This is a genomic window from Amycolatopsis sp. FDAARGOS 1241 (assembly GCF_016889705.1).
Taxonomy (GTDB): Bacteria; Actinomycetota; Actinomycetes; order Mycobacteriales; family Pseudonocardiaceae; genus Amycolatopsis.
On record NZ_CP069526.1, the window covers coordinates 7,363,302 to 7,378,688 of the forward strand.

Sequence of the window (15,387 nt, forward strand, 5' to 3'; positions counted from 1 at the left end):
CCCGTCAGCCTTCGCCGAGGGTCTTCTGCAGGGCCTTGTTCGCCTTGCGGGCCATGTCGGCGACGGCTTCGCGGCGGGCGGCGTCGGCGGCGTAGTCGTCCTTGCGGTTGCGGACGACGCGCGCCGGCGAGCCCACCGCGATGGAGTACTCCGGGATGTCGCCGCGGACCACGGCGTGGGCGCCGAGCACGCAGCCGCGGCCGATGCGCGTGCCCTTGAGAACGCTGACTTTCGTGCCCAGCCACGTGTCAGGGCCGATGCGCACCGGTGCCTTCACGATGCCCTGGTCCTTGATGGGCACGTGGATGTCGGACATCACGTGGTCGAAGTCGCAGACGTAGACCCAGTCGGCGACGAGCGTGGCGGCGCCGAGCTCGATGTCGAGGTAGCAGTTGATCACGTTCTGCCGCCCGAACACGGACTTGTCGCCGATGCGCAGGGACCCTTCGTGGCAGCGGATCGCGTTGCCGTCGCCGATGTGGACCCAGCGGCCGATCTCGAGCCTGCCGTAGCCGGGACGGCAGTGGATCTCGACGTCCTTCCCGAGGAACACCATGCCGCGCAAGATGATGTGCGGGTTGGCGAGGCGAAATTTCAGCAGGCGGTAGTAGCGTACGAGGTACCACGGCGTGTACGCGCGGTTGCGCAGCACCCAGCGCAGTGAGTCGGCCGTCAGGAACTTCGCCTGCTGCGGGTCGCGCCGGGCCCGCCGCCAAGCGCGCACGCGGGACAAGGCGGGCGCACCCCACATCGACGTCATGCCGTTGACCGTAACCTGTGGGAGGACGCCCGCCACAGGCAAGGGGAGCAGGGATGGGGACCAAGCTGATCATCGACACCGACCCGGGTGTCGACGACGCTTTCGCGATTTCGCTGGCCGCGGTGTCGCCGGACGTCGAGCTGCTGGGGGTGACGACGGTCTTCGGCAACGTGCCGCTGACCAGCACGACCGCCAACGCGCGGCGGCTGCTGCAGCTGTGCGACCGCCCCGACGTACCGGTCGCCGCCGGTGCGGCGCGGCCGCTGGTCCACGCCAACGACCGCGGCTCCCGCACCGTCCACGGCACCGACGGCCTCTCCGGCCGCGCCGGCACGCTGCCCGCCGCGACGCGTCCGCTCGAGTCGCTCGACGCCGTGGGGCTGATGGTCTCACTGCTGGAAGCGGCGGACGAGCCGGTGACCATCGCGCCGATCGGCCCGCTCACCAACATCGCCGCACTGCTCGCGGCGCACCCGGGCGTGCGCTCGAAGATCGCCCGCATCGTGCTGATGGGCGGTGCGATCATGCGCGGCAACACCACGGCCGCCGCGGAGTTCAACGTCTGGGCCGACCCCGAGGCCGCGCACCGCGTGCTCGCCGAGGAGGACCTCCCGACGGTGGTGGTCCCGCTCGACCTCACGCACCGCTGCGCCGTGGACAGCGCATGGCTGGCGAAGCTCGCCGCGTCGGGCCCGCTGGGCCACACGCTCGAAGGGTTGACCCCCGCCTACGTCGCCCACTACCGCCAGGTTCTCGGCTTCGAAGGCATGGTGATGCACGACGCGGTGGCCGTCGCGGAAGCGATCAGCCCCGGGCTCCTGCGGACCGAGACGTACCCGGTCACGGTGGACACCACCTCGGGTCCGGCGCGCGGGATGACCGTCGTGGACCGCCGCGCCGTCCCGGCGCACGCCGTGGGCCGGCCGGTCGAGATCGCCACGGACACCGACCTCGACGGCTTGCGCGAGTTCGTCCTCTCGAGACTCGCCGGGGGTCCGCGATGACGGAGCCAGGCCTCGATTCCGAGCAGCCACCGAGAAAGCCGCGCCGGCGGCGGGCTCTCGTCGTCACCGCGGCGGTGGTCGTGGCCGTCGCGGCGCTGATCATGGCCGTGCAGGTCGCGCCGGGCGCGCAGCAGCCCGTGAACACCGCGGCGACGCCACAGCCGACGCCGGCCGGCACTGCTTCGCCGGTGCCGGCGCCGTCGACGCAGCCGAACGTGCCGCAGCCGAGCGAGTTCGACGCGTGGGCCTCGAAGACGAGCCAGTGGCTGGACATCCCGCTGCGGGCGATGACGGGGTACGCGAAGGCCACCGTCACGCTCACGAAGGAGCAGCCCGGGTGCCACCTGTCGTGGGTGACGCTGGCGGCGATCGGCAAGATCGCGAGCAACCACGGGCGCGCCCACGGCGACCACGTCGGTGACGACGGCGCGATGACCAAGCCGCTGGGCACCGTCGAGGTCCGCGACTTCTACCACCACGTGGTCTCGACGGCGAACGCGTCGGGCCCGATGCAGCTGTCGCCGGCCGTGTGGGCCAAGTGGCAGCGCAGCGCGTCGGGTGGCAAACCGGATCCGCAGAACGTCGACGACGCCGCGCTCACCGCGGGCCGCGCGTTGTGCGCGGGCGGGCGCGACCTGGCGACGGATTGGTGGAACGGCGTCGCCTCGCTGCAGGGCGCACCGGTTTCACTGCACCGGATCCTGGCGACGGTGAACGTCTACGGCACCGTCGGGCAGAGCAGCGGCGCACCGAACCCGGCCGTGCTCAGCGCGGTCGACTTCGCGATCGACCAGATCGGCCTCCCGTACGTGTGGGGCGGCAACGGCAGCGGCGACCCCGACCCGGGCTTCGACTGCTCCGGCCTCACGACCGCCGCGTACGGCAGCGCGGGCGTGAAGCTCACGCGCACGGCCGACACGCAGTTCCGCAGCGTCCAGCACGTGACCGAACCGCAGCTCGGCGACCTGATCTTCTTCGGCGCGCCCGCCACGAAGATCCACCACGTCGGCCTGTACATCGGCAACCAGCAGATGATCGACGCGCCGCAGACGGGCCAGGCCGTGCAAGTCCACCCGTACCGCAGACCCGGCGACGACTACGCGGGCGCCGGGCGGCCGACCGCCTGACCCGGCGCGTGGTTCTGCGCCCGGTGGCGGCCGGGTGTGGTGCCGACGACGGCGGTGAAGGCTTCGATGAAGTGGCTGGGGTTCGCCCAGCCACACGCGTGCGCGACGGACGTCGTCCGGTGCCCTTCGGCGAGCAGGACGAGCGCGTGGCAGATGCGCAGCTGCGTGCGCCACTCGTAGAAGGTCATGCCCAGCTCGTCGTGGAAGAGCCGGCTGAGCGTGCGGGCACTGGCTCCGGTCTTCCGGCCGAGTTCTGCCAGCGCGGTGGTGTCCGCGGGATTCTCGCGCAGCGTCCGGGCGACGGCCCGCAACCGGTCATCGCGCGGTTCCGGCAGGTGCAAGGGCTGCTCGGGTGCTTCGTGGAGTTCGTCGACGAGGACTCGCCGCAGCCGGTCGCGAGCGCCACGGCCGAGGGTGCGGGCGGCAGGGTCGTAGTTGCGGGGGCCCGTAAGGGTGAGCAGGGCTTCGCGGGCGAGGCCGGAGGCGGTGAACACGGCGGGGTGCTCGGGCAGGAGCCGCGCGAGTGAGGCCGGCAGGAACACGATCCGCATGTCGGTGGCGCCGTGCGCGCGGTGGTGGTGCGTGAACCCGGCCGGGGTCCACGCGACCCGGTTGACGGGCACGATCGACGTGCCGCGCTCGTGTGCACCGACAAGACGCCACGAGCCGCGTACACCAGGTGGCCACGCGGATGCGACTGCGTGGGGCTCGCTCCCCCTGCAGGCCAAGCGTGCGCTCCCCCGGACGGCCAGAGGTGTGATGTCGCAGGGGTCCGGGAAGGTTGGCGGCCAACGGGCACAGCTTGGCATTCTACCGGTGGTCCGCCACACCGCGCCCGGACGACAGTGCAGGTATGCGTGCGACGATGCGAGCGGCGGTCTGTGTGAGGGCCGGTGGTCCGGAAGTGCTCGAGCTGAGGGAGCTGCCGGTGCCGGCGGTCCGGGACGCCTGGAGTCTCGTGCGGGTCAAGGGCGCGGGGCTGAACCGCTCGGAGCTGCGGACCCGGCAGGGGTTTTCCCCGAATGTGAGGTTCCCGCGGGTGCTCGGCATCGAATGCGTGGGAACCGTGGCGGTTTCGGCCGATCCCGGGCTGCCGGAAGGCTCGACGGTCGCGGCGGTGATGGGCGAGATGGGCCGGGACTTCGACGGCGGCTACGCGGAATTCGCCCTGCTGCCGAACTCGCTGCTGATGCCGATCACGACCACGCTGCCGGGGGAGGTCCTGGCCGCGCTGCCCGAGACGTACCTGACCGCGCAGGGCGCCCTGGATGCGGCAGGGGCCACGCGGAGGCGGCTGCTGATCCGCGGAGGGACCTCTGCGGTGGGACTCGCGGCCGCGGCGCTCGCGGCGGGTCGCGGCGTCGATACGGCGGCCACGACCCGGCGCCGGGACAAGATCGGCGCGGTGACCGCGGCCGGTGCCGACCACGTGCTGGTCGACTCCGGAGGGTCGCCGGCGGAGAGCGTGTCCGCGCTCTGGCCTGAGGGTGCGGATCACGTCCTCGATCTCGTCGGAACGAGCACGGTGGCGGACTCGCTGCGCCTCGTCCGCCGGGGCGGCACGGTGTGCGTGGCGGGTTCGCTCAGCGGCTGGCTGATCCGGGACTTCGAACCCATCGCGATGATCCCGTCGGGCACCAGGCTCACCGCCTTCCACAGCGACACCCTCAAGGGCAGCGCCGGCGCGGCCGTCCTGCAGCGCATCGTCCACGACGTCGAGACCGGCGCCCTCCGGCCCGCCGTCGACCGGGTCGTCGGCCTGGCCGACATCGGTGCGGCGCACCAGCACCTGGAGGACAACCGCGGCGCTGGGAAGCTCGTCCTGGTGCCGTGACGGTCACAGCCAGCGCAGGCGAGCGTCCTCACCACGGTGCCGACCAGGGCGAGCGCGCCCAGACCGCTCGCGTCGACGGGCCGCGCACTCCCGCACTCGGCTTGGTCGACTTTCGTTGCGGCGCAACGATCCCTGGTGACCACCAGACAGTCGGAAAGCCCATCTGGCGCCGTAACGGTCAAAACCAGTGCAGGCAGTGCGGCACGCGCTCGCCGCGGCCGGGTGACGGGCCCGCGCCGTACCGCCGAGGTGGTCGAGCCTAGGTCGCCTACGTCGAGCGAAAGGTGCAGGCAGTGCGGCGCGCGCTCGCCGCGGAAAAGCGCATCGGAGAAAACGGCCACGGCCCGGTGGCGGGCCTGGACGTGCCCGGCCCGCACGAGCGTGCTCGGCGCGGTGCCCCCGAGATAGATCGAGCCCAGGTCGCTCACATCGAGCGACAACTCGGACGCCGGGTCGTCGGCCTGGACGACAGCGTTCGGCCACCGATACCTGAGCGGTCAAAACCAGTGCGGGCAGTGCGGCGCACGCTCGCCGCGGAAAAGCGCATCGGAGAAAACGGCCACGGCCCGGTGGCGGGCCTGGACGTGCCCGGCCCGCACGAGCGTGCTCGGCGCGGTGCCCCCGAGATAGATCGAGCCCAGGTCGCTCACATCGAGCGACAACTCGGACGCCGGGTCGTCGGCCTGGACGACAGCGTTCGGCCACCGATACCTGAGCGGTCAAAACCAGTGCGGGCAGTGCGGCGCACGCTCGCCGCGAAAAAGCGCGTCGGCAAGAACGGCCACGGCCCGGTGGCGGGCCTGGACGTGCCCGGCGCGCACGAGCGTGCTCGGCGCGGTGCCGCCGAGATAGATCGAGCCCAGGTCGCTCACGTCGAGGGACAGGTCGGGCTGCAAGTCCGTCGGGACGCACTCGGCCTTGCCGTCCCGGGCGGTGAGCAGGTAGCGGCCGTGTTCGGCGAGGAACGGGTCGGCTACGTCGAGGACGAGCTCGCCGTCGGCGAACCAGCCGCGCGTGGTCAGGGCCCGGGGGACGTCGAGCAGGCGTACCCAGAGCCAGTCGGTGTCGTCGGTCACCTGGCCCGCGCGGAAGTCGGCGAGCTGCCAGCGCAGCGGGTGATCGGGCGGGCAACGCTTGAACACGACTTCGCTCACGAGGTCGTGACCGAGCGCGAACCGGGCCAAGGCCGTCGAGACGGCGTCGTCGGTGGTGATGATCTCGTCGACGGTCAGGGTCTCGGGTTCGCTCAGGCAGTAGCTGGCGTACCCGTCCGGGGCGCCGTCGGCGTCGCGGTGGACGGCGACGTAGCGTGGCGCCGCGGCGACCGGCGGCTGCCCCGCACCCGAGGCCCACCAGCGGTGCGGCCGGGAGAGCGCGCCGGGCTGCGCGCGGCGGTAGGAGTCGTAGACCGTTTCCAGAATGTCGCCGCATTCGGCCCGACGCAGCACCTCGATGGAGCCGGCGGCCGGACCGGCCGCCGCCCGGGCTCGCGGGTCGGCGAGGGCCGCCCGGTGGCGCGGCACCGTCAGCCGCTGCTCGTAGGTCGCCGGGCCGTAGCCGAACCTGCGGTAGATCACGGCTTCGGAAGCCAGCAGCACGGAGAGGAACTCGCCGCGGGTGCGCAGTTCGGTGAGCTGGTGGCGCATCAGCGCGGTGAGCACGCCCTGGCGCCGGTGCGAGGGCAGCACGCCGACCGCGGTCACGCCCGCGGCCGGCGCGACGAGGCCACCGGGCAAGGTGAGTTCGAAGGAGTACGCACCGGCGGTGCCGACGGGCCGCCCGTCCGCCGTCACGGCGAGCAGGCTGCGGTCCATTTCGAGCGCCGCCCACCAGACCCCACCGCCGTCGGCAGGGGTTTCCGGGAACCGCGCGAACGCGGCGTGGAGCGTGTCGACGAAGACGTCGAGGTCCTTCCCGGTCGTGGCCCTGATCTCCATCGCCGCCGCTGCCTCCCTGGTGTCCCGCCACAGCGAAGCGCCGGCCCGGGATCGGAGCAACCGAATTACGCGTGCTGCTTGCGGCGCACCATCTCGGTGATCCAGACCGGCGCGTACGGCGACGTGCAGTTCGGCGGAGTCGGGTAGTCCTTGAGCACTTCCAGTCGCTCCCCGATGTCGATCGCGCGGGCACGCAGCGGCGCGTGCTCGATGCCGATCTGCGCCAGGCAGTGGTTCATCGCCCACTGCAGCCGGTCCGGGGCGTCCTTCATCTCGGCTTCGATGACGTCGAGCAGGCCCGCCAGGTCGAGACCGTCGGGCTTCTTCGCCACGCGTTCAGTGCTCAGCGCCCAGCCGGCGCTCGCGACCCCCGGATCCGGGTCGGCGGTCCAGGCCTGGCGCAGCTCCTCGGCGTGCGGACTTTTCTTCACCACGTAGTTCACGAGCCAGTCGTGCACCTTGGGGCTGCGGGCCTCGCGCAGCATGGTGTCCAGCTCGGCCCGCTCGAACGCCTTCGGCCGGCAGATCAGCAGCGACAGCAGCTGGGCCGCGGTGTCGCCAGCCGCCCAGAGCCCGCGCGCCAGGTCCTGCTGCGTCTTCAGCCGTTTCGCGACCGCGCGCAGCTCGCCGAGGTTCACGCCGTGGTCGTCGCCGTGCTTTTCGTTTACCGCACGGGCTTTCGGATCCTCGAGCGCGGCCAGTTCGGCCAGCACCTCGGCCACCGTCGTGTCGGTCACGTCAGCCTCCCGTCCGGTTCGGGCGGGCCCAGCCTAGTCGGCGGGTACGTCCGAATCCGCAGCCGAACACGTGAGCGCCGACGCGATGGTGCGGCCGCCGGTGATCGAACGACGGCTCAGCCATAAGGGGCGGCTTCCACCTGCGCAGGGTCGCATTGGCGCGCCAACGCTACACACGCGTATAGTCCGCTACACGTTTGTGTAGTGAGGGAGGATCCGTGCCCGACCGCAGCCCGGACGTCGACGACCTGACCGCCCGCGCGCGCATCCGCGACGCGGCGATGCAGCAGTTCGGCGAGCTGGGGTTCGACCGCGCGACGATCCGCGGCATCGCCGAGGCCGCGGGCGTCTCGTCGGGCCTGGTGCGCCACCACTTCGGCTCGAAGCAGGAACTGCGCGACGCGTGCGACGCGCACCTCGTGAAGCTGATGCGCGGGCTCAGCGACCAGGTCGAGGCAGGCGCGGGCGGCAACCACGTCGCGGCGGCGCGGATCGCGGTCGGGCCGTACCAGGCCTACCTCGCGCGCGCCCTGGTCGAGGGAGAAGCAGCACCGCTGTTCGACGAGATGGTGGAGCTGAGCGCGCAGTGGCTCGCCGCTCGCGACACCGAACGCAGCGACCCACCGGCCGCCGACGCGAAGGTGCGGGCCGCGGTGAGCACGGCCATGGCGCTGTCGATCACCGTGCTGCACCAGCACGTGTCGCGCGCGCTGGGCGTCGATGTCTTCAGCCCCGAAGGCGACGCGCTGCTCGCGCGCGCCCTGATCGACCTGTACTCGCACCCCATGCTCAGCCTCGAAGACGCGCGTACAGCGCTCCAGCACCTCAAGTGACCGTTCTGGGAGGAACCCGTCATGCCGCACGCCACCAGTCCCCGCATCACTCCGCTGCCGCTGGCGGAGCTGACCCCCGAGCAGCAGCGGCTCGCCCGGCTCGGCGCGGACACCGTGATCCAGGTCCAGGCGAAGAACCCCGCGCTGATGCAGGCGTCCGCAAGCCTCGGCGCGTTCCTCCTGGGCCAGGGCGAGCTGCCCCCGCGCCTGCGCGAACTGGCGATCCTGCGGGTCGCCCTGCGGTGCGACGCGCCGTACGAGTGGGCCAACCATGTACCGGCCGCGCTCGGCGCGGGCGCCACGGCCGACGAAATCAACGCGCTCACCGATCCCGCCGCGACCTGGGCACCCGAAGCCGGCGCGGTGCTGCGGGCCACGGACGAGCTGTGTGCCGAAGCCTTCGTGTCCGACGAGACCTGGGCCGCGCTCGCCGCGGAGTTCGCCGAACCGGCGATCCTGGAAGTGCTGTTCCTCGTCGGGTACTACCGGATGATGGCGGGGTTCCTGAACTCCGCGGGCGTCGCGGTGAAACCGGGCCGGCCGGTGCTGGGCGAACGCGTGGTCCCGGCCATTGCCGAAACCGCGCCGGTCCTCACGCGCCCGAGCAGCGGCCGGACCGGAGTGGACGGGACCTGGCACATCACCTTCACGCACCCGGCCGGCAGCAAGGAACTGGTGCTGGACCTGAAGAGTTCGGGCAGCGCGGTGGCGGGGTCCATCGTGGACACCCAGCTCGGCGTGACGGTCCCCATCACCTCGGGCACGGTGGAAGGGAACCGTCTGGAGTTCGCGGCCGTGGTGACCGAACCGGCGAGGTTCGAGATCGACGTGACGGGCACCGTCGACGGCGACGTGTTCACCGGAGCGGTGACGATCTCCGGCGGCGGGACGTTCCCGTTCTCCGGTACCCGGGCGGGGTGAAGCCGGCCCGGCGAAGGGAAAACCACGCGCCCGGCGAGGTGGCCGGCTGCTAACGTCCCTGCCGTTCACCACCACTCCGGACGGGAAAACCATGCGCGCCAACCTGCGTGCCGGCCTCACCACGGCACTCAAGAACCGCGACCGCGTCGCCACCACCGCCCTGCGCTCGGCACTGGCGGCGATCGACAACGCCGAAGCCGTGCCGGTCGATCAGCCGCTGTCCACCGCGGCGGGCGATGAGCACGTCGTGGGCGCGGCGCTCGGCGTGGGAGCCGCGGAGGCGGACCGCCGGGAGCTGACGGAGGCCGACGTGCGCGCGATCGTGGAGAGCGAGGTGCGTGAACGCACCAGCGCCGCCGACGAATACGAACGGCTCGGGCGTATCGACGCGGCCGACCGGCTGCGCGCCGAGGCCGACGTGCTGCGCCGGCACCTCGAACCGGCTTCGTGACTGCCGATCCGGGCGTCGCCGGCGACCGACGCCCGGATCCGCGCGATCAGACGAGGACCGTGCCGCCGTCGAGGAGGTGGACGGTGCCCGTCGCCCAGGGCTGGGTCATGAAGTAGACGAAGGCGTGCGCGACGTCGGACGGCTCGCCCGCGCGGCCGGCCGGCAAGGCCGAGCCGGAGGCGTACATGACTTCGCGATCTTCAACGGACATGTTCTGCCACAACGGCGATCGCACGACACCCGGCGCGACGGCGTTCACGCGCAGCGGCGCGAGTTCCACCGCCAGGGAGCGCGTGAGCCCTTCCATCGCCGCGCACAGGCTCGCCGCGATGGCCCAGCCCGGGCCGCCGCGCGTGCCGGCCGTGCCGCTGGTCAAGGTGATCGAGCCGCCTGGCCTCAGGTGCGGTACCGCGGCCTGCACGGCGGCGAGCGCGCCGAAGTAGCGCAGGGTGAAGAACCCGCGGGCGACGTCGAGGTCGAGGGTGTCGATCGGTGTCAGCGACAGGGGCTCCCCCGCCGTGAAGGCCAGGTGGTCGAACTCGCCGTGGCCGGCGAAGAACGCGCGGACCGCGGCGGCGTCGGTCAGGTCGAGGGCCTGACCCGTGGCCCCGGACGGCAGCCGGGGCAGCGCGGTGTCCACACTGGACTGCCGGCTCGACGCAACGGTGACCTGCGCGCCTTCCTCGGCCGCGGCCACCGCCGTCGCGAGGCCGATGCCCGAGGTACCGCCGAGAACGACAACACGCCGGCCGGTGAGGCGGCCACTTGCCTGAGTCATGGGTTTCCTTTCGCCGTGGAGGTTCCCTTCCACGATGCGGCCACGACCGGGCCTCGGTCCAAGACCTGTTCCGGCGCCTGTGATACCTCACAGGTATCACTGCGAACAGGTACCGTGGTGCGGGTGAGTGGCAACGATCTCGGAGAGTTCCTGCGTGCACAGCGCGCCCGGCTGGGCCCGGAGTCGGCGGGGGTGACCAGCCACCGCCCGAGGCGGGTGAGCGGGCTGCGGCGCGAGGAGGTCGCGGTGCTGGCGGGCGTCAGCGCCGACTACTACGCGCGCCTGGAGCAGGGCCGTGAGCGCAACCCGTCGGGCCCGGTGCTCGACGCGATCGGCCGCGCGCTGCACCTCGACGCCGACGGTCTCTGGCACGCCTACCGCCTGGCCGGCCTCACGCCCCGGCTGCCGGAGCACCGGCGCGACGACGTGTCCCCCGAGCTGCTGCGGCTCATGGACACCTTCCCCACCGCCGTGGCGTACGTCACTAACCACCGGCTCGATCTGCTCGCCACCAACGCCCTGGCCGACGCACTGCTTTCCCCCGTCGGCAAACCCGCGAACATGGTGCGCACGCTGTTCCACGACCCGGCCGCGCGCGAGCTGTTCGGCGAATGGCCGCAGATCGCGGCCAGCGCAGTCGACGCGCTACGTCTGGCCAGCGGCTACGACCGCGAGGAGGTCGGCGAGCTCGTCGACGAGCTGCTGGAGTCGAGCGAAGAATTCGCGACGTTGTGGGGCAATCACGGCGTGAAGGGACTTTCGGGCCCGCGCAAGACGTTCCGGCACCCGGCTGTCGGACGGATCGTGCTCGACCACCAAACGTTCGACGTGCGCGACGCCTCCGGCCAGTATCTGGTCGTCGGCCTCGCGGAGGCGGGCAGTCCGAGCGCCGACGCGCTGGCGCTGCTCGGGTCGCTGCACGCCGTGGCCGACGGCCCGCGCGGAACCAGGGTGCGCCACACCTAGGCAACCGCGTCCTTCTCCGCAGCTGTGCGCAGCGGCAGCCTCGAGCTCACCGCACAACTCACGAGGAGTACGCATGAACGGCAAGATCGCGCTGGTCACGGGCGCGAGCAGCGGCATCGGCGAGGCCACCGCGCTGCGGCTGGCCGCCGACGGTCACCACGTCGTCTTGGGCGCTCGCCGCACCGACCGGCTCGCGGCACTTACCGCGAAGATCCGCGCGAACGGCGGCCGCGCCGAGTTCCGGGCGCTCGACGTGACCGATCTCGGCAGCGTCCGCGCGTTGGTGACCGCCGCCCACGAGGCCCACCGCCGCGTGGACGTGCTGGTGAACAACGCCGGCGTGATGCCCTTGTCCACACTGGACCAGCTGCGGGGGTCGACGAGTGGCACCGGATGATCGACGTGAACCTGCGCGGCACCCGGCACGGCATCGCCGCCGTGCTGCCGATCCTGCGCGCGCACGGCAGCGGCCACGTTGTGAACGTCGCTTCGACCGCCGGCCTGCGCGTGGACCCGACCGCCGCCGTCTACTGCGCCACGAAGTTCGCCGTCCGCGCCCTGTCCGAAGGCCTGCGCCAGGAGAACACCGACGTGCGCGTGACGATCATCAGCCCGGGGTTCACGCACTCCGAGCTCGCCGACCGCGGCGGCGACCCCGAGACGCAGGCGGGGGCGCGGGCCGCGAGCGGGCGGCTGGGCATCCCGGCTTCGGCCGTCGCGGACGCCATCGCCTACGCCGTGCGACAGCCGGCCGCGGTGGACGTGAACGAGATCGTGGTGCGGCCGACCGTCCAAACGTGACTCACGCGAGCGAGACGGCCAGCTCCTCGAGCGCGTCCAGCTGCTCCTGCATGCCACCCTCCATCCCGGACTCGATGATCGCGTCGCGTACTTGCCTGCTGCCGGTTTCCGTGAGCAGCGTGAGTGTGGTGCGGTCGCCGGTCCCGGCGAACGTGGTCGTGACCAGGACGGCGTCCTCGTCCGGCGCGCCGGACTGCTCGTAGACCTCGGTGTGCACGAGCCGCTCGTTCGGCACGATCTCGCGGTACTCGCCGTGGAAGGAGACCTCGAACCCCCCGTTGGCCTCCATCGCGTAGCGCCACCGGCCGCCGACGCGCAAGTCGATCTCGACGGTCTTCATCGTGCCGCGTTTGCCTGCCCAGAAGCGCTTCACCAGGTCCGGCGTGGTCCACGCGCGGTAGACCAGGTGCCGGGGCGCGGCGAACTCGCGCGTGATCAGGATCTGGTCATCGGCCGGCAGCGTCACCTTCGCCGTGCCCGTTGTCGTGCGTGTCTCGGTCATCTGTCTCACCCTCGGTTCGGTCGAGTTCCTCCAGCACGGAATCCAGCAGCTCGAACCGCTCCTCCCAAGCGCGCTCGAACCGGCGCACCCAGTCGTGGATCGGCTTCAGGGCGCGGCCGTTGAGCCGGTAGAGCCGCTGGCGTCCTTCGTCGCGGACGTCGACCGCACCCACTTCGCGCAGCACGCGCAGGTGCTTCGACACCTGCGGCTGCCCCAGCCCGAGCAGCCGGACGAGGTCGTTCACGGGGTGCTCGCCGCCGGCGAGCACGTCCAGGATTTCCCGCCGCCGGGGCTCCGCCACGGCGTTGAACACGTCGGTCGTCGTCGCTGCTCGTGCCATGCGACCATCATATGCCGATATGGGTATGCGTCAAGAGGCTGCCGGACGAGCCCGCACGTGGAACCGTTCACCCTGCGGCCCGAACAGGGCGAGGACCTCACACGGCACGTCGCCGGGGTTGCCGAACCAGTGCGGCACGTGCGTGTCGAACTCCACGACCTCACCCGGCTTGAGGATCACGTCGTGCTCGCCGAGGATCAGCCGCAACTGTCCGGAAAGGACGTACGCCCACTCGTAGCCCTCGTGCACCCGGGGTTCGGGGTCGCTGTCGGGCCAGCGCGGCGGGAAGATCTGCTTGTACGCGCGCAGCCCGCCGGGCCGGCGCGTCAGCGGGATGAACGTGATGCCGTGGCGCACGAACGAGCGCGTCCGCAACCGCGGATCGCCGGTCGGCGCGGTGCCGACCAGCTCGTCCAGCGGCACCTGGTGGGCGCGCGCGAGGGTGAGCAGCAGCTCCAGCGTGGGCTTGCGCTGACCCGATTCGAGCCGCGAGAGCGTGCTCACCGAGATGCCGGTGGTCTCCGAGAGCTGCGCGAGTGTCGCGTTGCGCTGCTGGCGCAGCGCTCGCAGCCGCAGGCCGACCGTTTCGAGGACGTCGTCGACGTCCGGGAGTTCACCGTCCATGCCTCTATTTGCCACTTCGGCAAACTTATTTGTCAAGCCGGCGAGATCGCCGGATAGTCCGAAGCGGAGACGGACACACAGGAGGGATCCACAGGTGAACGAGAACTACGACGTCGTGGTGGTCGGCGGTGGGGCCGCGGGCTTGAGCGGCGCGGTGGCGCTGGCGCGCTCCCGGCGCTCGGTTCTGGTGGTCGACGCCGGCGAGCCGCGCAATGCCCCGGCCGGCCACGTGCACAACTACCTGGCAAGAGAAAGCACGCCACCCGCCGAACTGCTGGCGATCGGCCGCGAGGAGGTGCTCGGCTACGGGGGCGAGGTCGTGCGCGGTGAAGTCACCTCGGCCGCCGCGCTCGACGGCGGCGGGTTCGCGGTGGGGCTGGGCGACGGCCGGACCACGCAGGCGCGCCGCCTGCTGGTGGCGACCGGCCTCGTCGACGAGCTGCCCGAAGTGGCCGGTGTTGCCGAAAGGTGGGGTCGCGACGTGCTGCACTGCCCGTACTGCCACGGCTGGGAGGCGCGCGATCGGGCGATCGGCGTGCTCGCCACGAACCCGATGGCCGTGCACCAGGCGCTCGTGTGGCGGCAGCTGACCGACGACGTGGTCGTGTTCTCCCACACCGCGGCGGAGTTCGACGCCGAGCAGCTCGACCAGCTGGCGGCGCGCGGGATCCGCGTCGTGGCGGGCGAAGTAGCGGCACTGCGCGTGGAGGGCGACCAGCTGACGGGGGTCGAGCTGGCGTCCGGCGAAGTGGTGGCGCGCGAATTCGTCGTGGTCGCGCCGCGCTTCACCGCGCGGGCCGGCGTGCTCGAGCAGCTGGGGCTCGAGCCGGTGGAGACGGTGGTCGGCGGGCAGGTCATCGGCAGCACGGTGCCGGCCGACCCCACGGGCGCGACCGAAGTGCCCGGCGTGTGGGTGGCCGGGAACGTGGCGGACCTGAAAGCGCAGGTCGTGATCTCCGCGGCCGCCGGGCTCACGGCCGGCTCGATGATCAACGCCGATCTGGTGGCCGAAGACGTGCGGCGAGCGCAGTCGCGGTTCTCGCACGAGGTGGAACGCGAAGTCGCCGCGCTCGTCGGCGGCCCGGACCGGCACGGGGTGTGACGGTGGAGCACAAGGAAGTTCCCTTCGACGAAACGTCGTGGGACGAGTGGTACCGGTCGGCGCCGGTCATCTGGAGTGGGAAGCCCAATGCGCAGCTCGTGACCGAGGCCGGTGGTCTCACGCCGGGGACTGCGCTTGACGCCGGCTGTGGAGAAGGTGGCGATGCGGTGTGGCTCGCGCAGAACGGGTGGCGGGTTGTGGCGGCGGACTTTTCCGCGACCGCCCTGGAGCGAGGGGCGGTGCAGGCCGAGGAGCTCGGGGTGGCGGACCGGGTTCGGTGGCGTGCGGTGGATTTGGCGGAGTGGGTGCCTGAGGAGAAGTACGACTTGGTGACGTCGCACTTCCTGCATTTGGCGTCGGTGCAACGGGAGGTGATCTTCGGGCGCCTGGCTGAGGCGGTGGCGCCGGGTGGGACGTTGCTGATCGTGGGCCATCATCCGTCCGATGTGGAAGGTGGGCATCGGCTGGATGTGCCTGACCTGTTTTTCCTCGCGGAGGATGTGGCGGGGACGTTGGACGGGATGTGGGAGTCGGTGAAGACGGAAGCCCGCGAGCGGAAGGCTGTGATCGAGGGGGAGGAGGTGGTGATTCGGGACACGGTGTTGGTGGCGCGGAGGCGGTGAGGGGCTTGGGGGCCTCGCGGGGGTGTGTCGGGGGGATGCGGGTCCTC

At 71.8% G+C, this 15,387-nt stretch carries 17 protein-coding genes and 3 pseudogenes; 10 read left to right on the forward strand and 10 right to left on the reverse strand.

Annotated elements, in window-relative coordinates:
* Positions 1-4: 4 nt before the first annotated feature.
* Positions 5-760 (reverse strand): acyltransferase, encoded by a 756-nt coding sequence (locus I6J71_RS35810; protein WP_204090905.1) that lies wholly within the window; start codon positions 758-760, stop codon positions 5-7.
* Positions 761-813: 53 nt separating this feature from the next.
* Here I6J71_RS35810 and I6J71_RS35815 point away from each other — a divergent pair, with 53 nt between their 5' ends.
* Positions 814-1,764, forward strand: coding sequence for a nucleoside hydrolase (locus I6J71_RS35815; protein ID WP_204090906.1), 951 nt, complete (start codon positions 814-816; stop codon positions 1,762-1,764).
* Positions 1,761-2,891 carry a bifunctional lysozyme/C40 family peptidase gene (locus tag I6J71_RS35820; protein WP_204090907.1) on the forward strand — a complete coding sequence of 377 codons (1,131 nt, stop codon included), beginning with the start codon at positions 1,761-1,763 and terminating at the stop codon, positions 2,889-2,891. Before I6J71_RS35815 ends, I6J71_RS35820 begins: the two co-directional genes overlap by 4 nt.
* Here I6J71_RS35820 and I6J71_RS35825 read toward each other — a convergent pair.
* Positions 2,861-3,690, reverse strand: a pseudogene (locus I6J71_RS35825) (helix-turn-helix transcriptional regulator). The gene I6J71_RS35820 and the pseudogene I6J71_RS35825 sit on opposite strands and share 31 nt — an antisense overlap.
* Positions 3,691-3,744: 54 nt before the next feature.
* On the opposite strand from I6J71_RS35825, the gene I6J71_RS35830 reads away from it, so the two are divergent.
* Entirely contained in the window at positions 3,745-4,725 is a 981-nt protein-coding gene (locus I6J71_RS35830) for a zinc-binding dehydrogenase (protein WP_204090908.1), read from the forward strand.
* 350 nt (positions 4,726-5,075) lie between these two features.
* On the opposite strand, the pseudogene I6J71_RS49255 reads toward I6J71_RS35830, so the two are convergent.
* From I6J71_RS49255 to I6J71_RS35850, 4 genes and pseudogenes are all read right to left on the reverse strand, one after another.
* A pseudogene (locus I6J71_RS49255) lies at positions 5,076-5,153 on the reverse strand (hypothetical protein); the annotation flags it as partial.
* A 69-nt stretch (positions 5,154-5,222) separates the two neighbouring features.
* Entirely contained in the window at positions 5,223-5,375 is a 153-nt protein-coding gene (locus tag I6J71_RS35840) for a sterol carrier protein domain-containing protein (protein WP_239154101.1), read from the reverse strand.
* A gap of 69 nt (positions 5,376-5,444) precedes the next feature.
* Complete coding sequence (locus I6J71_RS35845) at positions 5,445-6,662, reverse strand: GNAT family N-acetyltransferase (RefSeq protein ID WP_204090910.1); 1,218 nt, start codon at positions 6,660-6,662, stop codon at positions 5,445-5,447.
* A gap of 65 nt (positions 6,663-6,727) precedes the next feature.
* Positions 6,728-7,399: a DNA alkylation repair protein gene (locus I6J71_RS35850; protein WP_204090911.1), complete on the reverse strand. Its 672-nt coding sequence runs from the start codon at positions 7,397-7,399 to the stop codon at positions 6,728-6,730.
* Between the two features lie 218 nt (positions 7,400-7,617).
* Here I6J71_RS35850 and I6J71_RS50195 point away from each other — a divergent pair, with 218 nt between their 5' ends.
* The 3 genes from I6J71_RS50195 (at position 7,618) to I6J71_RS35865 (ending at position 9,604) form a co-directional block, all read left to right on the forward strand.
* Complete coding sequence (locus I6J71_RS50195; RefSeq protein ID WP_304503251.1) at positions 7,618-8,232, forward strand: TetR/AcrR family transcriptional regulator; 615 nt, start codon at positions 7,618-7,620, stop codon at positions 8,230-8,232.
* Between the two features lie 21 nt (positions 8,233-8,253).
* Positions 8,254-9,153, forward strand: coding sequence for a carboxymuconolactone decarboxylase family protein (locus tag I6J71_RS35860; RefSeq protein WP_204090912.1), 900 nt, complete (start codon positions 8,254-8,256; stop codon positions 9,151-9,153).
* A 91-nt stretch (positions 9,154-9,244) separates the two neighbouring features.
* A complete protein-coding gene (locus I6J71_RS35865) occupies positions 9,245-9,604 on the forward strand; it encodes a GatB/YqeY domain-containing protein (protein ID WP_204090913.1) in 360 nt (119 codons plus the stop codon).
* A gap of 46 nt (positions 9,605-9,650) precedes the next feature.
* On the opposite strand, the gene I6J71_RS35870 is transcribed toward I6J71_RS35865, so the two are convergent.
* Positions 9,651-10,382, reverse strand: a complete 732-nt coding sequence (locus I6J71_RS35870; RefSeq protein WP_204090914.1) for an SDR family oxidoreductase — start codon at positions 10,380-10,382, stop codon at positions 9,651-9,653.
* Between the two features lie 123 nt (positions 10,383-10,505).
* Here I6J71_RS35870 and I6J71_RS35875 point away from each other — a divergent pair, with 123 nt between their 5' ends.
* Positions 10,506-11,348 (forward strand): helix-turn-helix domain-containing protein, encoded by an 843-nt coding sequence (locus I6J71_RS35875; protein ID WP_204090915.1) that lies wholly within the window; start codon positions 10,506-10,508, stop codon positions 11,346-11,348.
* A 73-nt stretch (positions 11,349-11,421) separates the two neighbouring features.
* Positions 11,422-12,149 (forward strand): annotated as a pseudogene (locus I6J71_RS35880) (SDR family oxidoreductase).
* Position 12,150: 1 nt separating this feature from the next.
* Here I6J71_RS35880 and I6J71_RS35885 read toward each other — a convergent pair.
* Genes I6J71_RS35885 through I6J71_RS35895 form a run of 3 tightly spaced genes read right to left on the reverse strand, consistent with a single transcriptional unit; the run spans position 12,151 to position 13,615 of the window.
* Positions 12,151-12,651 carry an SRPBCC family protein gene (locus I6J71_RS35885; RefSeq protein ID WP_204090916.1) on the reverse strand — a complete coding sequence of 167 codons (501 nt, stop codon included), beginning with the start codon at positions 12,649-12,651 and terminating at the stop codon, positions 12,151-12,153.
* Entirely contained in the window at positions 12,596-12,991 is a 396-nt protein-coding gene (locus I6J71_RS35890) for a helix-turn-helix transcriptional regulator (protein WP_204090917.1), read from the reverse strand. The genes I6J71_RS35885 and I6J71_RS35890 overlap by 56 nt, the downstream gene beginning before the upstream one ends.
* A gap of 30 nt (positions 12,992-13,021) precedes the next feature.
* The gene (locus I6J71_RS35895; RefSeq protein WP_204090918.1) at positions 13,022-13,615 is read right to left on the reverse strand and encodes a helix-turn-helix domain-containing protein; all 594 of its coding nucleotides are present in this window, start codon (positions 13,613-13,615) and stop codon (positions 13,022-13,024) included.
* Between the two features lie 94 nt (positions 13,616-13,709).
* On the opposite strand from I6J71_RS35895, the gene I6J71_RS35900 reads away from it, so the two are divergent.
* Together I6J71_RS35900 and I6J71_RS35905 are read left to right on the forward strand one after the other, a co-directional pair.
* The gene (locus tag I6J71_RS35900; protein WP_239154102.1) at positions 13,710-14,717 is read left to right on the forward strand and encodes an NAD(P)/FAD-dependent oxidoreductase; all 1,008 of its coding nucleotides are present in this window, start codon (positions 13,710-13,712) and stop codon (positions 14,715-14,717) included.
* A 2-nt stretch (positions 14,718-14,719) separates the two neighbouring features.
* Positions 14,720-15,340: a cyclopropane-fatty-acyl-phospholipid synthase family protein gene (locus tag I6J71_RS35905; protein WP_204090920.1), complete on the forward strand. Its 621-nt coding sequence runs from the start codon at positions 14,720-14,722 to the stop codon at positions 15,338-15,340.
* Positions 15,341-15,387: the final 47 nt, after the last annotated feature.

What these genes read in the sequence shown, in the direction of transcription:
- I6J71_RS35810 (WP_204090905.1), bottom strand. Translation starts at nt 760, where the DNA reads ATGACGTCGATGTGGGGTGCGCCCGCCTTGTCCCGCGTGCGCGCTTGG.
- I6J71_RS35815 (WP_204090906.1), top strand. Translation starts at nt 814, where the DNA reads ATGGGGACCAAGCTGATCATCGACACCGACCCGGGTGTCGACGACGCT.
- I6J71_RS35820 (WP_204090907.1), top strand. Translation starts at nt 1,761, where the DNA reads ATGACGGAGCCAGGCCTCGATTCCGAGCAGCCACCGAGAAAGCCGCGC.
- I6J71_RS35830 (WP_204090908.1), top strand. Translation starts at nt 3,745, where the DNA reads ATGCGTGCGACGATGCGAGCGGCGGTCTGTGTGAGGGCCGGTGGTCCG.
- I6J71_RS35845 (WP_204090910.1), bottom strand. Translation starts at nt 6,662, where the DNA reads ATGGAGATCAGGGCCACGACCGGGAAGGACCTCGACGTCTTCGTCGAC.
- I6J71_RS35860 (WP_204090912.1), top strand. Translation starts at nt 8,254, where the DNA reads ATGCCGCACGCCACCAGTCCCCGCATCACTCCGCTGCCGCTGGCGGAG.
- I6J71_RS35865 (WP_204090913.1), top strand. Translation starts at nt 9,245, where the DNA reads ATGCGCGCCAACCTGCGTGCCGGCCTCACCACGGCACTCAAGAACCGC.
- I6J71_RS35870 (WP_204090914.1), bottom strand. Translation starts at nt 10,382, where the DNA reads ATGACTCAGGCAAGTGGCCGCCTCACCGGCCGGCGTGTTGTCGTTCTC.
- I6J71_RS35885 (WP_204090916.1), bottom strand. Translation starts at nt 12,651, where the DNA reads ATGACCGAGACACGCACGACAACGGGCACGGCGAAGGTGACGCTGCCG.
- I6J71_RS35890 (WP_204090917.1), bottom strand. Translation starts at nt 12,991, where the DNA reads ATGGCACGAGCAGCGACGACGACCGACGTGTTCAACGCCGTGGCGGAG.
- I6J71_RS35895 (WP_204090918.1), bottom strand. Translation starts at nt 13,615, where the DNA reads ATGGACGGTGAACTCCCGGACGTCGACGACGTCCTCGAAACGGTCGGC.